The sequence below is a fragment of the Pseudidiomarina terrestris genome, assembly GCF_030466405.1.
GTDB lineage: Bacteria > Pseudomonadota > Gammaproteobacteria > Enterobacterales > Alteromonadaceae > Pseudidiomarina > Pseudidiomarina terrestris.
In genome coordinates this window covers 835,058-850,141 of sequence record NZ_JAGGJF010000001.1, presented here as the reverse complement: position 1 = coordinate 850,141, position 15,084 = coordinate 835,058, and the positions used below count along the sequence as shown (strand labels likewise).

Genomic DNA, 15,084 nt, shown 5'->3' with positions numbered 1-15,084 from the left:
TCTCCATGTCGTATAAAAAACTACTGTTCATCACCTTAATCATTGTGCTGGTGGGCAGTGTTTTTGCGTTTGACCTGACCCAATACCTGACGCTCGAGCAGCTAAAACAGCAGCAACAAGCGCTGAATCAGCTGTTTGCCGAACGGCCTTTGTTCTTGTTTGGTCTATATTTCCTTATCTACGTGATCAGTGCCGCGCTGTCGATTCCAGGTGCGACCGTGCTGACCATCGGCGCTGGCGCGATTTTTGGATTGGGTTGGGGCTTATTGTTAGCTTCCTTTGCCAGCTCTGTTGGCGCATTGCTAGCTTTTCTTAGTGCCCGATGGCTATTGCATGACTGGGTGCAGAAGAAATTTGGTAACCGGCTCAAAGCCATCAATGCTGGTATTGAGCGTGATGGCGCGTTTTACCTACTGAGCTTACGTTTAGTTCCACTGTTCCCGTTTTTCGTTATCAACCTGGTCATGGGACTGACAAAAATTAAGGCCTGGACCTACTACTGGGTCAGTCAGGTCGGCATGCTGCTGGCCACCGCGGTCTACGTCAATGCCGGCACACAACTGGCCGAGATCACCAGTTTGGGCGATGTGCTGTCGTTTGATTTACTTAGTGCGTTGGTGTTACTCGGCTTGGTGCCTATTCTGGCGAAATTCATTCTCAGTTTTCTCAAGCGCCGCCGAGCTTACGGTAGTTACACCAAACCCAAGTCGTTCGATAACAATCTTGTGGTCATTGGTGCGGGCTCCGCTGGGTTGGTGAGTGCTTACATTGCGGCCGCTGTAAAGGCAAAAGTCACCTTAATCGAAAAGCATAAAATGGGGGGTGACTGTCTGAATACCGGCTGTGTGCCGTCTAAAGCGTTGCTGCATGTCGCCAAGAGCATTCGTCAGACCCGCGACGCCGAGCGTCTGGGCGTGAAAAGCACCATTGAGACTATAGATTTCGCCAAGATCATGGACAGCGTTCAGGACGTCATCGCCCGGATAGCCCCGCATGATTCAGTCGAGCGCTATACGGAACTTGGTGTCGACGTCGAGTGCGGTGATGCCACTATTGTCTCTCCCTGGGAGGTGCAGGTGCAAAAGGGTGAAGAGCAAAAGACCATCACCACTCGCAGCATCGTCATCGCCACAGGGGCGCGCCCGATGGTTCCGGATTTTCCCGGACTCAGCGAGGTCGACTATCTGACCTCAGACAACCTCTGGCAGCTGCGTGAGCTGCCGCGGCGCTTATTGGTGCTTGGCGGTGGCCCGATCGGCTGTGAGCTGGCACAGGCGTTTCAGCTGCTTGGCAGCCAGGTCACCGTTGTGGAAATGGGCCCGCGCTTGCTGAGCAATGACGATACTGATGCAGCTGCGCTGGTACAAAAGCAGCTACGTGACGATGGTCTGGAACTTCGCCTGAACCACAAAGCTATCGAATTTACCGAGCGTGATGGCGAGCGGGTGTTGCTGGCCGAGCACGAGGACGAAACCGTCGCGCTGCCGTTTGACCGCGTACTGATTGCCCTTGGCCGGCAAGCCAACCTGGAAGGTTTTGGTCTGCAAGAGCTGGGGATTGAAGCGGGTAAAACGCTAAAACTGAACGAGTTGCTGCAAACCAACTTCCCGAATATCTATGCCTGTGGCGATGTTGCAGGGCCGTATCAGTTCACTCATGTAGCTTCCCATCAGGCCTGGTACGCAGCAGTAAACGCCCTGTTTGATCCCTATAAAAACTTTCGTGTCGATTACAGTGTGATCCCTTGGGTCACCTATACCACCCCTGAAGTTGCCAACGTCGGCTTAACCGAGCAAACAGCGGCAGAGCGAGGTGTCGACTACGAAGTCACTGAGTACGACATCAGTGATCTGGACCGTGCTATTGCTGATCAGCAAGCTTATGGTCGTATTAAAGTTCTGACCGTACCTGGTAAGGATAAGATTCTTGGGGTCAACATTGTCAGTGCACAAGCCGGTGAGCTGCTGGCTGAATATGTGCTGGCAATGAAGCAGGGCATTGGTCTGAATAAAATTCTGGGCACGATTCATAGCTATCCGACCATGGCTGAGGCCAACAAATATGTTGCGGGCAACTGGAAGCGTGCGAACGCGCCAGAGAAGCTGCTTGGCTGGGTGCAGAAGTTTCATCGCTGGCGCCGCGGGTAAACTTTATGGCGCTCGATCTGTTACTTAAACAAATCCGGTCTTGCCACGAGTGCGAGCCGGATTTGCCCTGTGGCGCCCGACCAGTCGTGCAGGCATCTACCACAGCGCCGATCCTGATTGCCGGACAAGCACCTGGCCGGCGCGTGCATGCGTCTGGCTTACCCTTCGATGATCCCAGCGGTGACCGCTTGCGCAGCTGGTTAGGGGTGGATCGTGAGACCTTCTATGATGCGCAGTATTTTGCCATCGCGCCAATGGGGTTTTGCTATCCGGGCACCGGCAAAAGCGGTGATTTACCACCGCGTAAAGAGTGCGCTCCGTTGTGGCGGCAACCTTTACTGAACGAGCTACCGAATCTAAGGCTGACGTTGGCCATTGGCAAGTACGCCATCGACTGGCACCTTGCTCAGCTCGAGAGCGTGCCGCGTTACAAGAACCTCACAGAAACCGTTGCCAACTGGGAGGAATACTGGCCCGCAGTCTTACCTATGCCGCATCCAAGCCCCAGAAATAACATCTGGCTAAAACGTCATCCCTGGTTTGAGCAGGAGGTTGTCCCGCAGCTACAGAGGCGCGTAAGAGCCTTGCTTAAGCTTAAATCACCAGTACCAGGACCACTTGAGCGCGACAATTGACGCCTGTTGGTGGGCGAGACTCACGCGAATATCCTGATCGTCAGCAACATGAAAAGCAATCTCACAGCCTATGAACCAGGGCTTTTCAAGACGCTCGCTGAGGTCGTACTCGTAACGTGTCTGGCACTGACTGCGGCTGCCGCGCCAGTCGGCGAGCCAGGTCAATTGCGGACTTACTACCATGGCGCCAAGCTCTGCTGACGGGTCACGTAGCTCCGCCCGTATGGCGACATCAAACCATTGCCGCGGATTTAATTGATAGGCCTGACCGTAGCTACCACGTAATTGCGGACTGAGGACGTCAGTGGATTGCCGCAGATGATCCCGTTGCCAGCCGACATCGAGCCCCCAGGAAGCGCCCCCATCGCCGGGCATACCCGAGGCACTGTAGTTCAAGGTGTGTAAGCGCAATAACCAGAGCTGTTCCAGCTGCAGCTCCTGCTCCAGCACATGAATACCCAGCTCGCCCATGGTCAATGTCGCATTTGCTAAGCGCCCTTGCTGGGGTTGCAAGACATCATAGTAGGCAGGACGAAAAGCCACCGCGAGCGCGTTCTCATGGCGCTGCCCGGTGCTGCTGTGATGCCAGCCGAGCCGCAACATGCTGGGATCCTGACCCGATTCAGGCGCCGAGCTTTCGTGTTCAAGCCAGTCGGGATTCGAGCCCATGGGCAGCAGCATGCGGCTGCGCAATAATGTAGTTCTTTCCTGCTCAAGCTGATGTTTTAACGCATCGTTGTCATGCTCCTGGCTGAGACGATAGGCGTAAAAATCCGCCAGTACCGCAATGACGCGCCGTTGCTGTTCTGCAGATGCCGAGGTTAGCGTCGCAGGTTGTGGACGAGCAAGCCAGGCGCGCGCAAGTATGATTTCACTGGCACTGAGTTGCTGCCATTTTTGCTGAAAGCGATGTAACCGTGACGGATGTAAACTACGGCTTTTGACCGCAGGCTGGCCGTTGATGGTAGCTTGCGTAAGGCGTTGGATAATATCTGCAGGCAACACAAAGGGGTCGCCTCGCTCAACCAGTTCCCCGTCCGTCACTAGCTCAAGGGCACGTGCCATATGGTAGGCACAATTGCGGCTGGTAAAAAAATAGGTGTAATCGGTTTCCAGCAACTCCCACAAGTGCCAAATCAACAGCCGACTTTGCGCAGCATCTGTCGCCAGCTCATAACTCCACAAATCACGTAACTCGGCCTCGGCATAATTTATGTCGTAGCGATAGAAGTGACTGGTGGAATAGGCCGCTGTGTACCCGCCGAAAATTCCTTTGGTAATGTAAACCACGGGATTTTCATCGTCAGGCACGCGCGCGCCAAAATTAAAACTGGTTGCCAATAATTTCTGCGCGTCATCGGCATTGCGATCGCCGACGCGTATCAGCATGTGCCCGTAAAAGCTCGCCGGATTATCTAAAAAGCCATCGGCAAAAATGACGCTGACCTGATCCGCCGCTTGTCCTGCTAACCACTCTTGTAATGCAGTACATTGTTGCGGGTCAAAATTGCTCAGTTGCTGCTGTTGCGCTAGCCAGGCGGCTCTGGCGGGATAGCGGCACATAAGTTCTGGTTGAGCGGTAAATGCATTAAGGGTAGCCCGCAGTTCAGCGGCAGGGTTGCCGGCTCCGTTTTCGGCGAGGAAAAACGCGGGGGTTTCGATTTCGCTTTGCTCGCTACCAGCAGGCATGTGCAACAATGCACGCCAATCTTTATGGCCGGCAAGAGCGTCTAGGTTGGCGCCGTGCGCACTAAAACTGGCCCAGCCGACAAAGAGGATTAAACAGCGAAGCACCATCGAATTTTTAACTCATTAAAAATGCCATAAAAAAACCCCGCTATGGAAAGCGGGGCTCACGTTCTACTTCGTTACTTAGCTCGCTGAGCAGTTCGCTACAGCGTCAGCTGCTGTGTAGTACAGAGCTTCTGCTTTTTGCGCCTGATCCTTGTCATTGAAATCTACCGCAGCCATATTTTCGGCATAATCTGCGCGCAGTTTTGCAATAACCGCCGGACGCTGTTCCGCAGCACAACCCATCAGATGCAGCATGGCATTCAGATGCTCACCTTCACCATAGGCCAGTTGCTCTTCGATCTGCGCATAAGATTCAGTGACGAAAATCGCAGTAAACGTGCCTGAGCCTTCACAAGCTTCGGCCGATACTGTCGCAGAGGTTACCGCTGTGGTACCTAAGTCCCAGATAATGTTAGAAATTGCCGCTGCTAAACCGTGATTAGGGAAGATCATGGCGCCGATACCGCACTGCTGCCATGGGTTCAAACCATTGAACGCTTCTGCTTTTGCTGCAGGAGCAGCCACCATATTTGCAGCCAGCAGAGTTCCTGCCGCTGCTAAAACAAATTTACGTGCCATCGCGTTGTTCCTTTTTTTTGTTTTTAACATCTTTGTTATTTAACCATGACCTTACCACCGACCATTTTGTAAGCTGGAGTACCGCGCATCATGGTTTCCCGCGCAAACTCCTGCCCACAATTCGGGCAAATACCAACAGCTTCGGTGTGATCTTCCACAATTCGCTCGACGAAACATTTTACCAGCGCGCCCTTGCCGCCTTTACGATACTTGTAAAGTGGAGTGCGACATTTGCTGCAACTGATCTGGACCGTTCGGAGCGGCTGTTTTTTTCGAGGTTTAGCCATGCCACATCATGTTACTGAGTGGCATGGCGAATGCAATGATCCTATTAAAATTTAAATGTAAACCTTCGCGTCAGGCGCGCTTCAATGCTCTGACAATGATTAACAGAACAATGGCACCTATGGTAGCGACGATAATACTGCCAATCAGGCCGCCGTCACTTGATAAGCCGAGCAAACCAAATAAAAAACCACCCAGCATTGCGCCAATGATACCGATAACAATGTTGCCTAACAGGCCAAAACCACCACCTTTCACCAAGGTTCCGGCTAACCAGCCGGCAATCAAACCTACCAATAAAAACCATAGAAAGCTCATTGAAAACTCCTTCTTTTCATTTTGCATTAGTGAAGTAAAAAGTGTGATAAACCACTCTTAACCATAGCAAAGAAGTGAAATTTTGGTAGGAGTTACTACCATCTGGAGTTGCATCAGCTAAGGGTTAGTCGGGTTGTTGCGCAAAATAATCAGCGACACGTTGGATATCTTCTTCAAGGGTAGCACGCAGCTCGGTCATTTTTTCCCGATCCTCTTCACTGAGGTCCGCATAGGTGAGTAATAGCTCAATTTGACGTGCGCGGCGCTCATGCATGAGAGTGAGCATATGTTGCACGCGGGCACGTTCTTCTGGTTGCGTTTGCTCGTAAAGCTCACTCATGCGCTCATCGCTGATGCTTTGCTGGGTCAAGATCTGGCGCTGGATATTCGTTGTCATAGCGCCGGTAAAGGTGAGTTGATCGAACTTACCGTTCTTATTTTCAAGGATAAAATCAACAAACGCCATATTACCTGTACGCAGGCCTTCGTTGAATAACTCCTGGTGCCGTTCCGGGCCAAGGCCAGCCGCATCATACCAGAGGTCCAACACCTCTGCGTCGGTTACATTCGACATCATTCGCTGCCAGTTATCGCTGCTATCAACCCGCGCGCCTAATGCCAGAAAACGAGAGAATACCTCAGCGGTGACGTCCCATTCTGCGGCAACAGCCAAAAATAATGGCGAGAAAAACTCAAGACCTGCACGGTTCGCAATCGAGCCGTTGATATCCAGATAACCAGCCTCCACCATTGCCAGCAGAATCCTGGACTGAATCCCTTCCGCCAGCGGATCTTGGGATAAGGCATTGATCAGCGCTCGACCACGTAACTCTTTAAACTTTTCCATCGCCACCGCGATACGTTGCTGGTCTGCTGATAGCGCATGTGAGCCACCCTCGGAACTCTCAGCTGATGATATCTCAGTGTGGGAAGGCTTGGCAGCGGCTGTGACAGCCGTTAGGGGGGATGCGTGATCTGCTAAGCTATCGCTTTCCAGCGCGCGAAATTCAGGTGCCGGAGAGTCTGCCTGCGTGTACTGATACCCCAGAAAAACGAAAAATAGGACTGCTAACCCCAGCAGCGAAATGCCGAGGTAGAGAGATTTCATCTGGGACTCCTTGCTGTTACTTTTATGTAATAATCAACCTTTTTACTGATTTAAACAGCGCCTGTCAAACCCCGACACGTTACGCTGCAGCCGGACATCGGGTTAAAAACCGCAGGTGTTGAAAACTTTATCCACAGCACCCAGAGATATCGGTTTTCTCACCGGCTTTTACCGCGCGAGCATCACGGATGATGCGCATTGCTGAGCGCAGAACAACTAATGCAATTACCGTCGCTATCACTAAGTCTGGCCATGCCATACCCAGTTGCGCGACCAACAACGCAGAGCCAATGACACCGATATTCATCAGCATGTCATTACGGGAACAGATCCAACTGGCGCGGATATTAATATCGCCATTTCGAGAACTGTAGAGAAGTGCAAAACACGCGATATTTACCACAAGCGCTAAACCGGCGATCCACAACATCATGCCCGCATCAGGCTGACTGCCAAAGACCAAGCGTTGCGCTACGTCTGCCAATACCAATAACGCTAACAGTGTTTGTAATGTGCCGTTGAAGATTGCGGCATTTGCCTTGTATTTGATGGCTTTACCCACCGCGTAAAGGCTTACACCATAAACCAAAGTATCGGCCAGCATGTCGAGTGAATCGGCAATAAGACCGCTGGATTCCGCCAGCCAGCCAGCGATAAACTCCACGAAAAACATGATTCCGTTAAGCACCAGCACAGTCCACAGGAGTCGTCGTTGTGCCTTATCGATGTCGTCTTGGTCGGTGCTGCATGAGCTGCCACAGCAGGAGGACATTCTACTTCCTTCAGGTAGGTAAACTAAGAGCGGCATACTAACAAATTATGGGGGAATTCTCACCTGTCCTGGAGTCTCTCAGGGGGTTCCAGCTTAAGATCAACCGGGCGATCAGATCCAAACATCGTTTGGAGCGGTTTGGCTGCTTCCTGCCTCACCGGTATTTACCACACCACGCGGTTCTATCAGCAAAACCTTTACTTCAGATTCCGCATAGGGCTTGTGCTCCACGCCTTTGGGGACCACGTACATTTCGCCTGCCGCCAAATCCACATGCCCATCGCGGAAGTCAATTCTGAGATGCCCCTCGAGAACAATAAAGGTTTCGTCGGTGTCTTTGTGCTCATGCCAGACAAACTCGCCCTCCAGCTTAACCACCTTAAACTGGTAGTCGTTCATCTCAGCGATGACTTTTGGCGACCACTGCTCGTCAAAGAGGCCAAGCTTGTCGTTAAAGTTTATTGCCTTATAGGTCATGGAAGCTCACTTTTTTCATTACATGCGCTTTAAGTGATGCCTTTCGGTTTTGTTCCAACTTCACGATTTCGCTTCCAACATTTCGCGTAGTGGGGCAGGAAGTAATGACCGTGATTTCTGAGTAATCGTTTTTTCGTGCTTTTGCCAAAGAATACCAAGATAAATAATCCCGAGTCCAACGACAGTTAATGCAATGGGGAACAGCCAGCTATCTTCAAACACATCAAAGGCTAAATAACCAAGATAACAAGCGCTACCAATAGCGCCGAACACCACAAAAACCCGGCGAACCAATAACACGCCAACACCTATCATTAATAGATTAATGCAGAAATAAATAAACTTTGATAGCTCACTGTCAGAACTCTGCAATGATAGACCGCCCCAGAACGCGAGTACCCCAAAAATATAAATCCAGAAGGCATAATCGGCTTTTTTATGTGATCGGATATCAACCCAAAAGGCTAATCCGATCATTAACAGTCCGGAGAACAAGGACACAAGCTTTCTCAGCTCCCAGGAGACGTCTCCTCCTGAAATCATAGCTGTAATATCCATTGTCATATACCAAAGCGTCACCGCGATAGGCATGATCAAAAACGGATATTTGTACTTCCAGGCAATAATGATTCCCACTGCTAAGGTGCCCAACTCCATATAGAGCCAATGCCACTTTATATATCTGTGGTAATCCCTATAAACACTTTCATCCGGCCAGACGCCGAGCCACTGCTGGAAACCATAAATCGCCAATGGCGTTAAGCAAACGACAAACGCTGCGCAAATGCCTGCTGGAATAACCAGATTTTTTGCCGCGAAAGAATTCGTTACTTTTAAGCCAATAACCGCATAAACAATAGAGATTGCTACGATTCCGGGACCGCCGAATGACTCCCAGCCTAAATTCATAAATACGGTCATCGCACCAATAGCGATAAGGCCACCCAGGTAATAAAGAACATGCGTGAAAGTAAATCTCGGTACGTCTTGCGACTGAGCAGCTAAAAACTCGTAAAGCCTTTCCGCTTGCTGATTAGAAATAATATTCTTATCCGCTGCTTCGGCTAATTTCTTCTTTGTCACATCCATGGTGGTTCTCTGTATTTGGTTAACCTGCTGTCACAGAATGCCCAATACATTAGCGTTCGGACAGTGAGTATGAGCTGAGCAGCTCAAGAACCGCTTCCGTCATGATTCTTCGCTGCTCAGCAGCTGACACTTTGGCCCATAGATCCAGCGGCTGAAAGCCATACCAGCCAAACTGCGAATGATTTCCGCCTTCCACCCAAACCCAGCGCGTTCTGTCGGGCAGGAGAAAAGCGTTTTGTTCCACTTCTTCCGGCGAAGCGAGTCCATCGCGCGTACCCACGATCTTTGTCACGGGTACCTCAAGCTTACTGAGGTCTACATCGCGAGGGTGAGAGGTGCCGATAAGAATCAGCCCGTCCGGTTCCGGAGCCTGCGCTGCTAACGTCGAAGCCACCACGCCACCCCGTGAGTGACCGCCAACGACCACTGCATGGTCACTGGGTATTAACGCAAGCGCGGACGAAATCCGAGCCCAAAGCTCAGCTGACTCTGCACCACCGAACGCACCGCGATAAGGGAGTTCGACCAACAGCACAGGATAGCCTGCCGCTGCTACGGAACGTGCGAGGGGTGCGTAGGCAATGGGATCTACTAGCGCGCCGGGAAAGAATATCAAGGTTGCCGATTTCGAAGGTCTGGTAGGACTAAACTGCCAGATACCCTGGGTAGCGCTGACGGCGACGACGTCATCGGAAATCGTTGCCGCTTCAGCCTCGGCGTCTGCTCGGTACGCGATAAGCGACCAGCCCACGAAGACCACCGTCACGATGATGCCGACTGTTATCCAAATACGTCGAATTCGCGGCCAATAGTTGCGGATTCCCAATGATGATTCCTGCGCGTCCGATATGAATTAACTCGGTAGGCTGTGTTAGCGTACTCTTTTCAAAGTACCAAGCTCTGAGCGATAAGTATTCTTATCTACTCTGGTAAACCTTACCGTGTGACCTTCCGCAATTCCGCTGGTGTAGGTGACAAGCACATCATTCCCCTCGAATTCGTATGAGACTTCGCTAATAATACCCATAGCTTCTTCCTCATTACTACGGTACGTGACTGTCATTGGAACGAAACCGTGCAAACGCCAGGTTCCCTCAAGATCACCGGGACCTTTACTGCATGCGTTCAAGAGGGTACTGATCACAACAATCGCAAAAGCTAGCACTAGACGTTTCACTTAATTCTCCTTGATAAGAGTACTCAACCTATCAGACCATAACTATCTGATGATCCTTGGTACTGCAGCAATACTTGATTACCGCACCAATCAATAATTGAACGTTTAAGCGCTGTGACAGACTACGGAGATAATCGACAACAGCGCCTGCGATGTTTGATTTATGTAATACAAGATAAGTTAATATTATTGGCAGGGCAAGAGCAGCTTAGATGCTATTGCGAGGAGTAAACAAATTGCTAGCTGCCCGTTTCGCGAGGTTCATTTTAAGAGACAGCCACAAAAAAGGGCTCCGAAGAGCCCTTTTTCTAAAATCAGCTAACCCTTACTCGACGGTCACCGATTTCGCCAGGTTCCGTGGCTGGTCAACGTCGGTGCCTTTGATGATGGCAACGAAGTACGACAACAGTTGAAGCGGGATGGTGTAGACGATAGGCGCGATGAGTTCGTCGCAGTGGCTGACGTTGATCACACGCATGCTGGCGTCGCCCTGGAAGTGGGCGTCTTTGTCAGCGAACACGTACATGATGCCGCCACGGGCACGAACTTCTTCAACATTCGACTTCAGCTTCTCGAGCAACTCGTCATTCGGCGCGACCACGATCACGGGCATTTCCGCGTCAATCAGCGCTAGCGGGCCATGTTTAAGCTCGCCAGCGGCGTAGGCTTCCGCGTGAATGTACGAGATTTCTTTCAGCTTCAGCGCGCCTTCCATCGCAATCGGATATTGCGAACCGCGGCCTAAGAACAGACTGTGAAACTTGTCGGCAAACTCCGGGGCCAGGGCTTCAATTTCATCACTTAATAACAGCGCTTCTTCCAGTTTCGCCGGTAACGCTTTCAGGGCACCGACAATGTGCTGCTGCTTGTCACCCGACAGGCCGCGTGACTGACCTAAGGCCAGCACCAGCATCATCAGGCCAACGAGCTGCGTGGTGAACGCTTTGGTTGACGCCACACCTATTTCTGTCCCCGCACGGGTCATATAAGCCAGATCCGACTCACGCACCATCGAAGAGGTCGAAACGTTACAGATGGTCAGCGAGCCTTTATAACCAAGCTCTTTAGACAGACGCAATGCAGCAAGGGTATCCGCAGTTTCACCGGACTGTGAAATAGTCACCAGCAAGCTGTTCGGATGCACATGCGACTGCCGATAGCGGAACTCTGAGGCAATCTCGACATTGCAAGACACGCCGGCGAGGGCTTCGAGCCAGTAACGCGCGACCATACCGGCGTGGTAAGAGGTACCACAGGCCACAATCTGTACGTGCTCTATGTCTTTCAGTACGTCCATTGAGCCTTCTCCAAAGGCGTTACCGGAGACTTTGCCGTCGACCAGACGTCCTTCCAGCGCATTACGCACTGCACTTGGCTGTTCATGAATTTCTTTCAACATAAAGTGACGGTAGTTACCTTTCCCGCCCGCGTCGTACTGACCGTCTGATTCGTGGATAGCGCGCTCAATGCGGCTTCCCGATTTGTCGTACACCTTCACCCCGGTGCGGGTGATATCAGCCATGTCGCCTTCTTCGAGGTACATGAACTTGCGGGTCACCGGCAACAACGCCAGCTGATCCGAAGCAACGAAATTTTCGCCGATGCCCAGTCCAATCACCAGCGGACTGCCGGAGCGAGCCACCACCAAGCGGCCGGGATCCTGACAATCCATGACCACAGTGCCATAAGCGCCATCAAGCTGCTTTACTGCAGCCTGTACCGCATCGAAAAGGTCAGCGTGCTGCTGCTTCTCATGATGCACCAGGTGACAAATCACTTCGGTATCGGTGTCTGAACGAAACTCATAGCCGAGTTCACGCAGCTTTTCCCGCAGTTTCGAATGATTTTCGATAATGCCGTTATGCACAACTGCGATGCAGTCGTTAGAAATATGGGGGTGCGCATTGGCTTCCGTGACGCCGCCATGCGTTGCCCAGCGGGTATGCGCAATACCAGTGGTGCCGCCAAGCGGATGCTCGCCGACCGCATCTTTCAGTTCCTGCACCTTGCCGGTGCGCCGTAGGCTTTCAATCTGGCCATTCTCGGACAGCACGGCCAAACCCGCTGAATCATAACCACGGTACTCAAGGCGCTTTAAACCCTCGAGCAAAATTTCGCTAATACGGCGCTCTGAAGTCGCGCCAACAATACCGCACATACTGCTTATCCCTTTTTCTGGGGCCGTTGCCAGCCCGTAATGTTGCGTTGTTTACCGCGAGCTATCCCAAGCTCGCCGTCTTCAATGGTTTTGGTGACGGTTGAGCCGGCACCGACAGTTGCCTGTTTACCAATGCGCACCGGTGCCACCAACGAACTGTTGGAGCCAATAAAGGCACCGTCATCGATCTCTGTGGTAAATTTGTTGACGCCGTCGTAGTTGCAGGTGATGGTTCCCGCGCCAATATTCACGCCGTCACCGATCACTGCATCGCCTAAGTAGGTCAGGTGGTTGGCTTTCGAGCCTTTGCCTAAGCGGGTCTTTTTCATCTCGACGAAGTTGCCGACTTTTGCACCTTGCTCAAGCACTGAGCCGGGCCGCAATCGAGCGTAAGGTCCTACCTCACAATCTTCGCCTACCTGAGCGTCTTCGACGATACTGTGCGACTTTATGCGAGCACCTGCCGCAATGCTACAGTTGCGTAAAATGCAGTTGCTTTCAATCACGACACCTTCGCCAAGCTCAACCTGGCCCTCGAAAATGACATTCACGTCCACCACCACATCGTTGGCAATACGCACCGTACCACGCACATCCACCCGTGCCGGATCGAGCAGGGTGGCGCCGTCGAGCATCAGCTGCTCCGCCTGACGTTGTTGATAGGCCCGTTCAAGTGCTGCGAGTTGGACGCGGTTATTGGCACCTTCAACTTCGTGAATGTCCCGCGGCTGGGTCGATGCGATAGCAACGCCTTCCTGGGCGGCCATGGCGACGATGTCCGTCAGATAGTATTCACCCTGGGCGTTGTCATTGGAAAGCTGTCCGAGCCAGCGCTTCAGGGCTTTGCCGTGAACCAGCATCATTCCGGTGTTAGCTTCAGTGACAGCCAGCTGCTCCGGAGTAGCATCTTTTTGCTCGACAATGCCCGTCACATGCCCGTTAGTGTCACGCATAATACGGCCGTAGCCGGTCGGATCGGGAAGGGTAACCGTCAGTAGTGCAAGGTCGGTTCCACTGCCGGCTCTCACCAGATCCTGCAGGGTTTCAACGCGGGTCAAAGGCACATCGCCGTATAAAATGAGTACGTGCTCGTCGTCGTTTATGTGTGGCACGATTTGCTGAACCGCATGTCCGGTACCAAGCTGCTCTGCCTGTTCTACAAAATTTAACTGTTGCCCACCAAGACGTTCAAGTAACGTCTCAGCACCGTGGCCGTAAATCACATGAATGGCGTCCGTATCTAATTGCCGTGCACTGTCGATCACATGTTGCACCATAGCTTTATGGGCAACTGGATGAAGCACCTTTGGCAATGCTGAACGCATGCGGGTGCCCTTACCAGCGGCAAGAACCACTACACTCAATGCCATGAATCCTTCCATTTGTCGGTTGGTTAATCTGAAAGCCCTATTCTAGCTAGATTACAGGAAATTAACAGGTGGAAAATTGTTTTGTAGGGCACGCGCTTAGCTACTTTGCAGAATTTTTGCACAAGTGCTTCCTTGCGGAGCTCATACCGGGTTCACGGCATAGCTCTGGAACGGGAACACCGGTCTCGTTTTGTTTCAGAATCGCTACGACCTGACTGTTTGTGTACCGTGATTTGCGCATAGAAAATTCCTTCGTTTTAGTTCGACGGAGTTTTCTACTTATAACTGCTGCGATTTTTCGGGGGGATTACATAACTGCATTTGCTATACTTATGGCTCAGCAACTCAAGAGCCAGAGATATGCCTTATTGCCACACTTTATTTCAGACAGTAAAGCCCGAGCAAGTTGAAAACGTGCTGTCGAGGTTTGCCCAAGAGTGCTTCGTCGGCGGACAAGCAGCGTATCGGCTAGACGACGGATCATTTTCCATTGATGCGGGAGAAAATGATATTCGGGCAATCTATGATGAATCCAACACGGTCATCAGATTTTTTTGCCGTTACAAACGCGATGCAGGCTTTTACGATAGGAAACTCCAGACTTTTGCCGCCAAGCATGGCATTACTTCATCACTAACAATGGCGAGCAAACTAGGAACCGATGGGAGCAGAATATGACTAGTCAATTTGATGTGCTTACCTTATCTGAAACGGTTGCTCATGACAGCCGATCCGAGAAATTAAGCCATGACTTGCTAGCTCAGGGACAAACGCTTTATGGAAAAAATATAGAGTTCCCAGATTTCTTCGAACGCATCACGCCTGATGGCAAGAAATCCCTCGGCCATTGGCGCAATGGAGAATTTCAACACGTCATCAGCCTCCTGTAAAAACAAAGCCCCGCACGAGCGAGGCTTTGGATTCAAAAACTGAGTTAAATCTTAAATTTAAAAAATAGCCAGCTAAGAATCTTAAAGGATAATCCATATAACAGGATAAACGATAGAAGCATTAATCCAAACCCGCTTAAGACAGTAAGCTTGTCATATTCCCTTAGTGGCCTATTAACATCAATACCAAGCTCCGCTCCGACTTTATGAACTAACAGTACATAGAGAAAAGAAACAACACATACATTTATCAAATGTATCCATAGTCGAAGCTTTTTACCTCTT

16 protein-coding genes and 1 pseudogene are annotated in these 15,084 nt (G+C 51.3%); 4 read left to right on the top strand and 13 right to left on the bottom strand.

Annotation, left to right across the window (positions count from 1 at the left end; genetic code table 11):
• Positions 1-5 precede the first annotated feature (5 nt).
• Both J6J34_RS03930 and J6J34_RS03925 read left to right on the top strand, forming a co-directional pair.
• Positions 6-2,147, top strand: coding sequence for an FAD-dependent oxidoreductase (locus J6J34_RS03930; RefSeq protein WP_301898520.1), 2,142 nt, complete (start codon positions 6-8; stop codon positions 2,145-2,147).
• Positions 2,148-2,152: 5 nt separating this feature from the next.
• A complete protein-coding gene (locus J6J34_RS03925) occupies positions 2,153-2,782 on the top strand; it encodes a uracil-DNA glycosylase family protein (protein WP_301720869.1) in 630 nt (209 codons plus the stop codon).
• Here J6J34_RS03925 and J6J34_RS03920 read toward each other — a convergent pair.
• The 13 genes and pseudogenes from J6J34_RS03920 to J6J34_RS03860 form a co-directional block, all read right to left on the bottom strand.
• Positions 2,747-4,579, bottom strand: a complete 1,833-nt coding sequence (locus J6J34_RS03920) for an Lnb N-terminal periplasmic domain-containing protein (RefSeq protein WP_301720870.1) — start codon at positions 4,577-4,579, stop codon at positions 2,747-2,749. The two genes, J6J34_RS03925 and J6J34_RS03920, sit on opposite strands and share 36 nt — an antisense overlap.
• Positions 4,580-4,654: 75 nt before the next feature.
• The gene (locus J6J34_RS03915; RefSeq protein WP_301720872.1) at positions 4,655-5,155 is read right to left on the bottom strand and encodes a DUF3015 family protein; all 501 of its coding nucleotides are present in this window, start codon (positions 5,153-5,155) and stop codon (positions 4,655-4,657) included.
• A 35-nt stretch (positions 5,156-5,190) separates the two neighbouring features.
• Positions 5,191-5,442, bottom strand: coding sequence for a hypothetical protein (locus J6J34_RS03910; RefSeq protein WP_301720873.1), 252 nt, complete (start codon positions 5,440-5,442; stop codon positions 5,191-5,193).
• Between the two features lie 70 nt (positions 5,443-5,512).
• Entirely contained in the window at positions 5,513-5,758 is a 246-nt protein-coding gene (locus J6J34_RS03905) for a GlsB/YeaQ/YmgE family stress response membrane protein (RefSeq protein WP_301720874.1), read from the bottom strand.
• Between the two features lie 124 nt (positions 5,759-5,882).
• Positions 5,883-6,866, bottom strand: a complete 984-nt coding sequence (locus tag J6J34_RS03900) for a hypothetical protein (protein WP_301898519.1) — start codon at positions 6,864-6,866, stop codon at positions 5,883-5,885.
• 127 nt (positions 6,867-6,993) lie between these two features.
• Complete coding sequence (locus J6J34_RS03895; protein WP_301720876.1) at positions 6,994-7,638, bottom strand: cation diffusion facilitator family transporter; 645 nt, start codon at positions 7,636-7,638, stop codon at positions 6,994-6,996.
• Positions 7,639-7,749: 111 nt separating this feature from the next.
• Positions 7,750-8,115 carry a cupin domain-containing protein gene (locus J6J34_RS03890; RefSeq protein WP_301720878.1) on the bottom strand — a complete coding sequence of 122 codons (366 nt, stop codon included), beginning with the start codon at positions 8,113-8,115 and terminating at the stop codon, positions 7,750-7,752.
• Between the two features lie 60 nt (positions 8,116-8,175).
• A complete protein-coding gene (locus J6J34_RS03885) occupies positions 8,176-9,204 on the bottom strand; it encodes a DUF2157 domain-containing protein (RefSeq protein ID WP_301898518.1) in 1,029 nt (342 codons plus the stop codon).
• Between the two features lie 49 nt (positions 9,205-9,253).
• The gene (locus J6J34_RS03880; protein ID WP_301774966.1) at positions 9,254-10,030 is read right to left on the bottom strand and encodes an alpha/beta family hydrolase; all 777 of its coding nucleotides are present in this window, start codon (positions 10,028-10,030) and stop codon (positions 9,254-9,256) included.
• A 45-nt stretch (positions 10,031-10,075) separates the two neighbouring features.
• A complete protein-coding gene (locus tag J6J34_RS03875; protein WP_301898517.1) occupies positions 10,076-10,381 on the bottom strand; it encodes a hypothetical protein in 306 nt (101 codons plus the stop codon).
• Between the two features lie 325 nt (positions 10,382-10,706).
• Positions 10,707-12,539 carry a glutamine--fructose-6-phosphate transaminase (isomerizing) gene (glmS, locus tag J6J34_RS03870; RefSeq protein ID WP_301898516.1) on the bottom strand — a complete coding sequence of 611 codons (1,833 nt, stop codon included), beginning with the start codon at positions 12,537-12,539 and terminating at the stop codon, positions 10,707-10,709.
• A 5-nt stretch (positions 12,540-12,544) separates the two neighbouring features.
• Positions 12,545-13,909 carry a bifunctional UDP-N-acetylglucosamine diphosphorylase/glucosamine-1-phosphate N-acetyltransferase GlmU gene (gene glmU, locus J6J34_RS03865; RefSeq protein ID WP_301720883.1) on the bottom strand — a complete coding sequence of 455 codons (1,365 nt, stop codon included), beginning with the start codon at positions 13,907-13,909 and terminating at the stop codon, positions 12,545-12,547.
• 133 nt (positions 13,910-14,042) lie between these two features.
• Positions 14,043-14,150, bottom strand: a pseudogene (locus J6J34_RS03860) (transposase); the annotation flags it as partial.
• A gap of 119 nt (positions 14,151-14,269) precedes the next feature.
• Here J6J34_RS03860 and J6J34_RS03855 point away from each other — a divergent pair.
• A complete protein-coding gene (locus J6J34_RS03855; RefSeq protein ID WP_301720884.1) occupies positions 14,270-14,587 on the top strand; it encodes a hypothetical protein in 318 nt (105 codons plus the stop codon).
• Positions 14,584-14,799: a hypothetical protein gene (locus J6J34_RS03850; RefSeq protein WP_301720885.1), complete on the top strand. Its 216-nt coding sequence runs from the start codon at positions 14,584-14,586 to the stop codon at positions 14,797-14,799. Before J6J34_RS03855 ends, J6J34_RS03850 begins: the two co-directional genes overlap by 4 nt.
• The last annotated feature ends 285 nt before the right edge of the window (positions 14,800-15,084 follow it).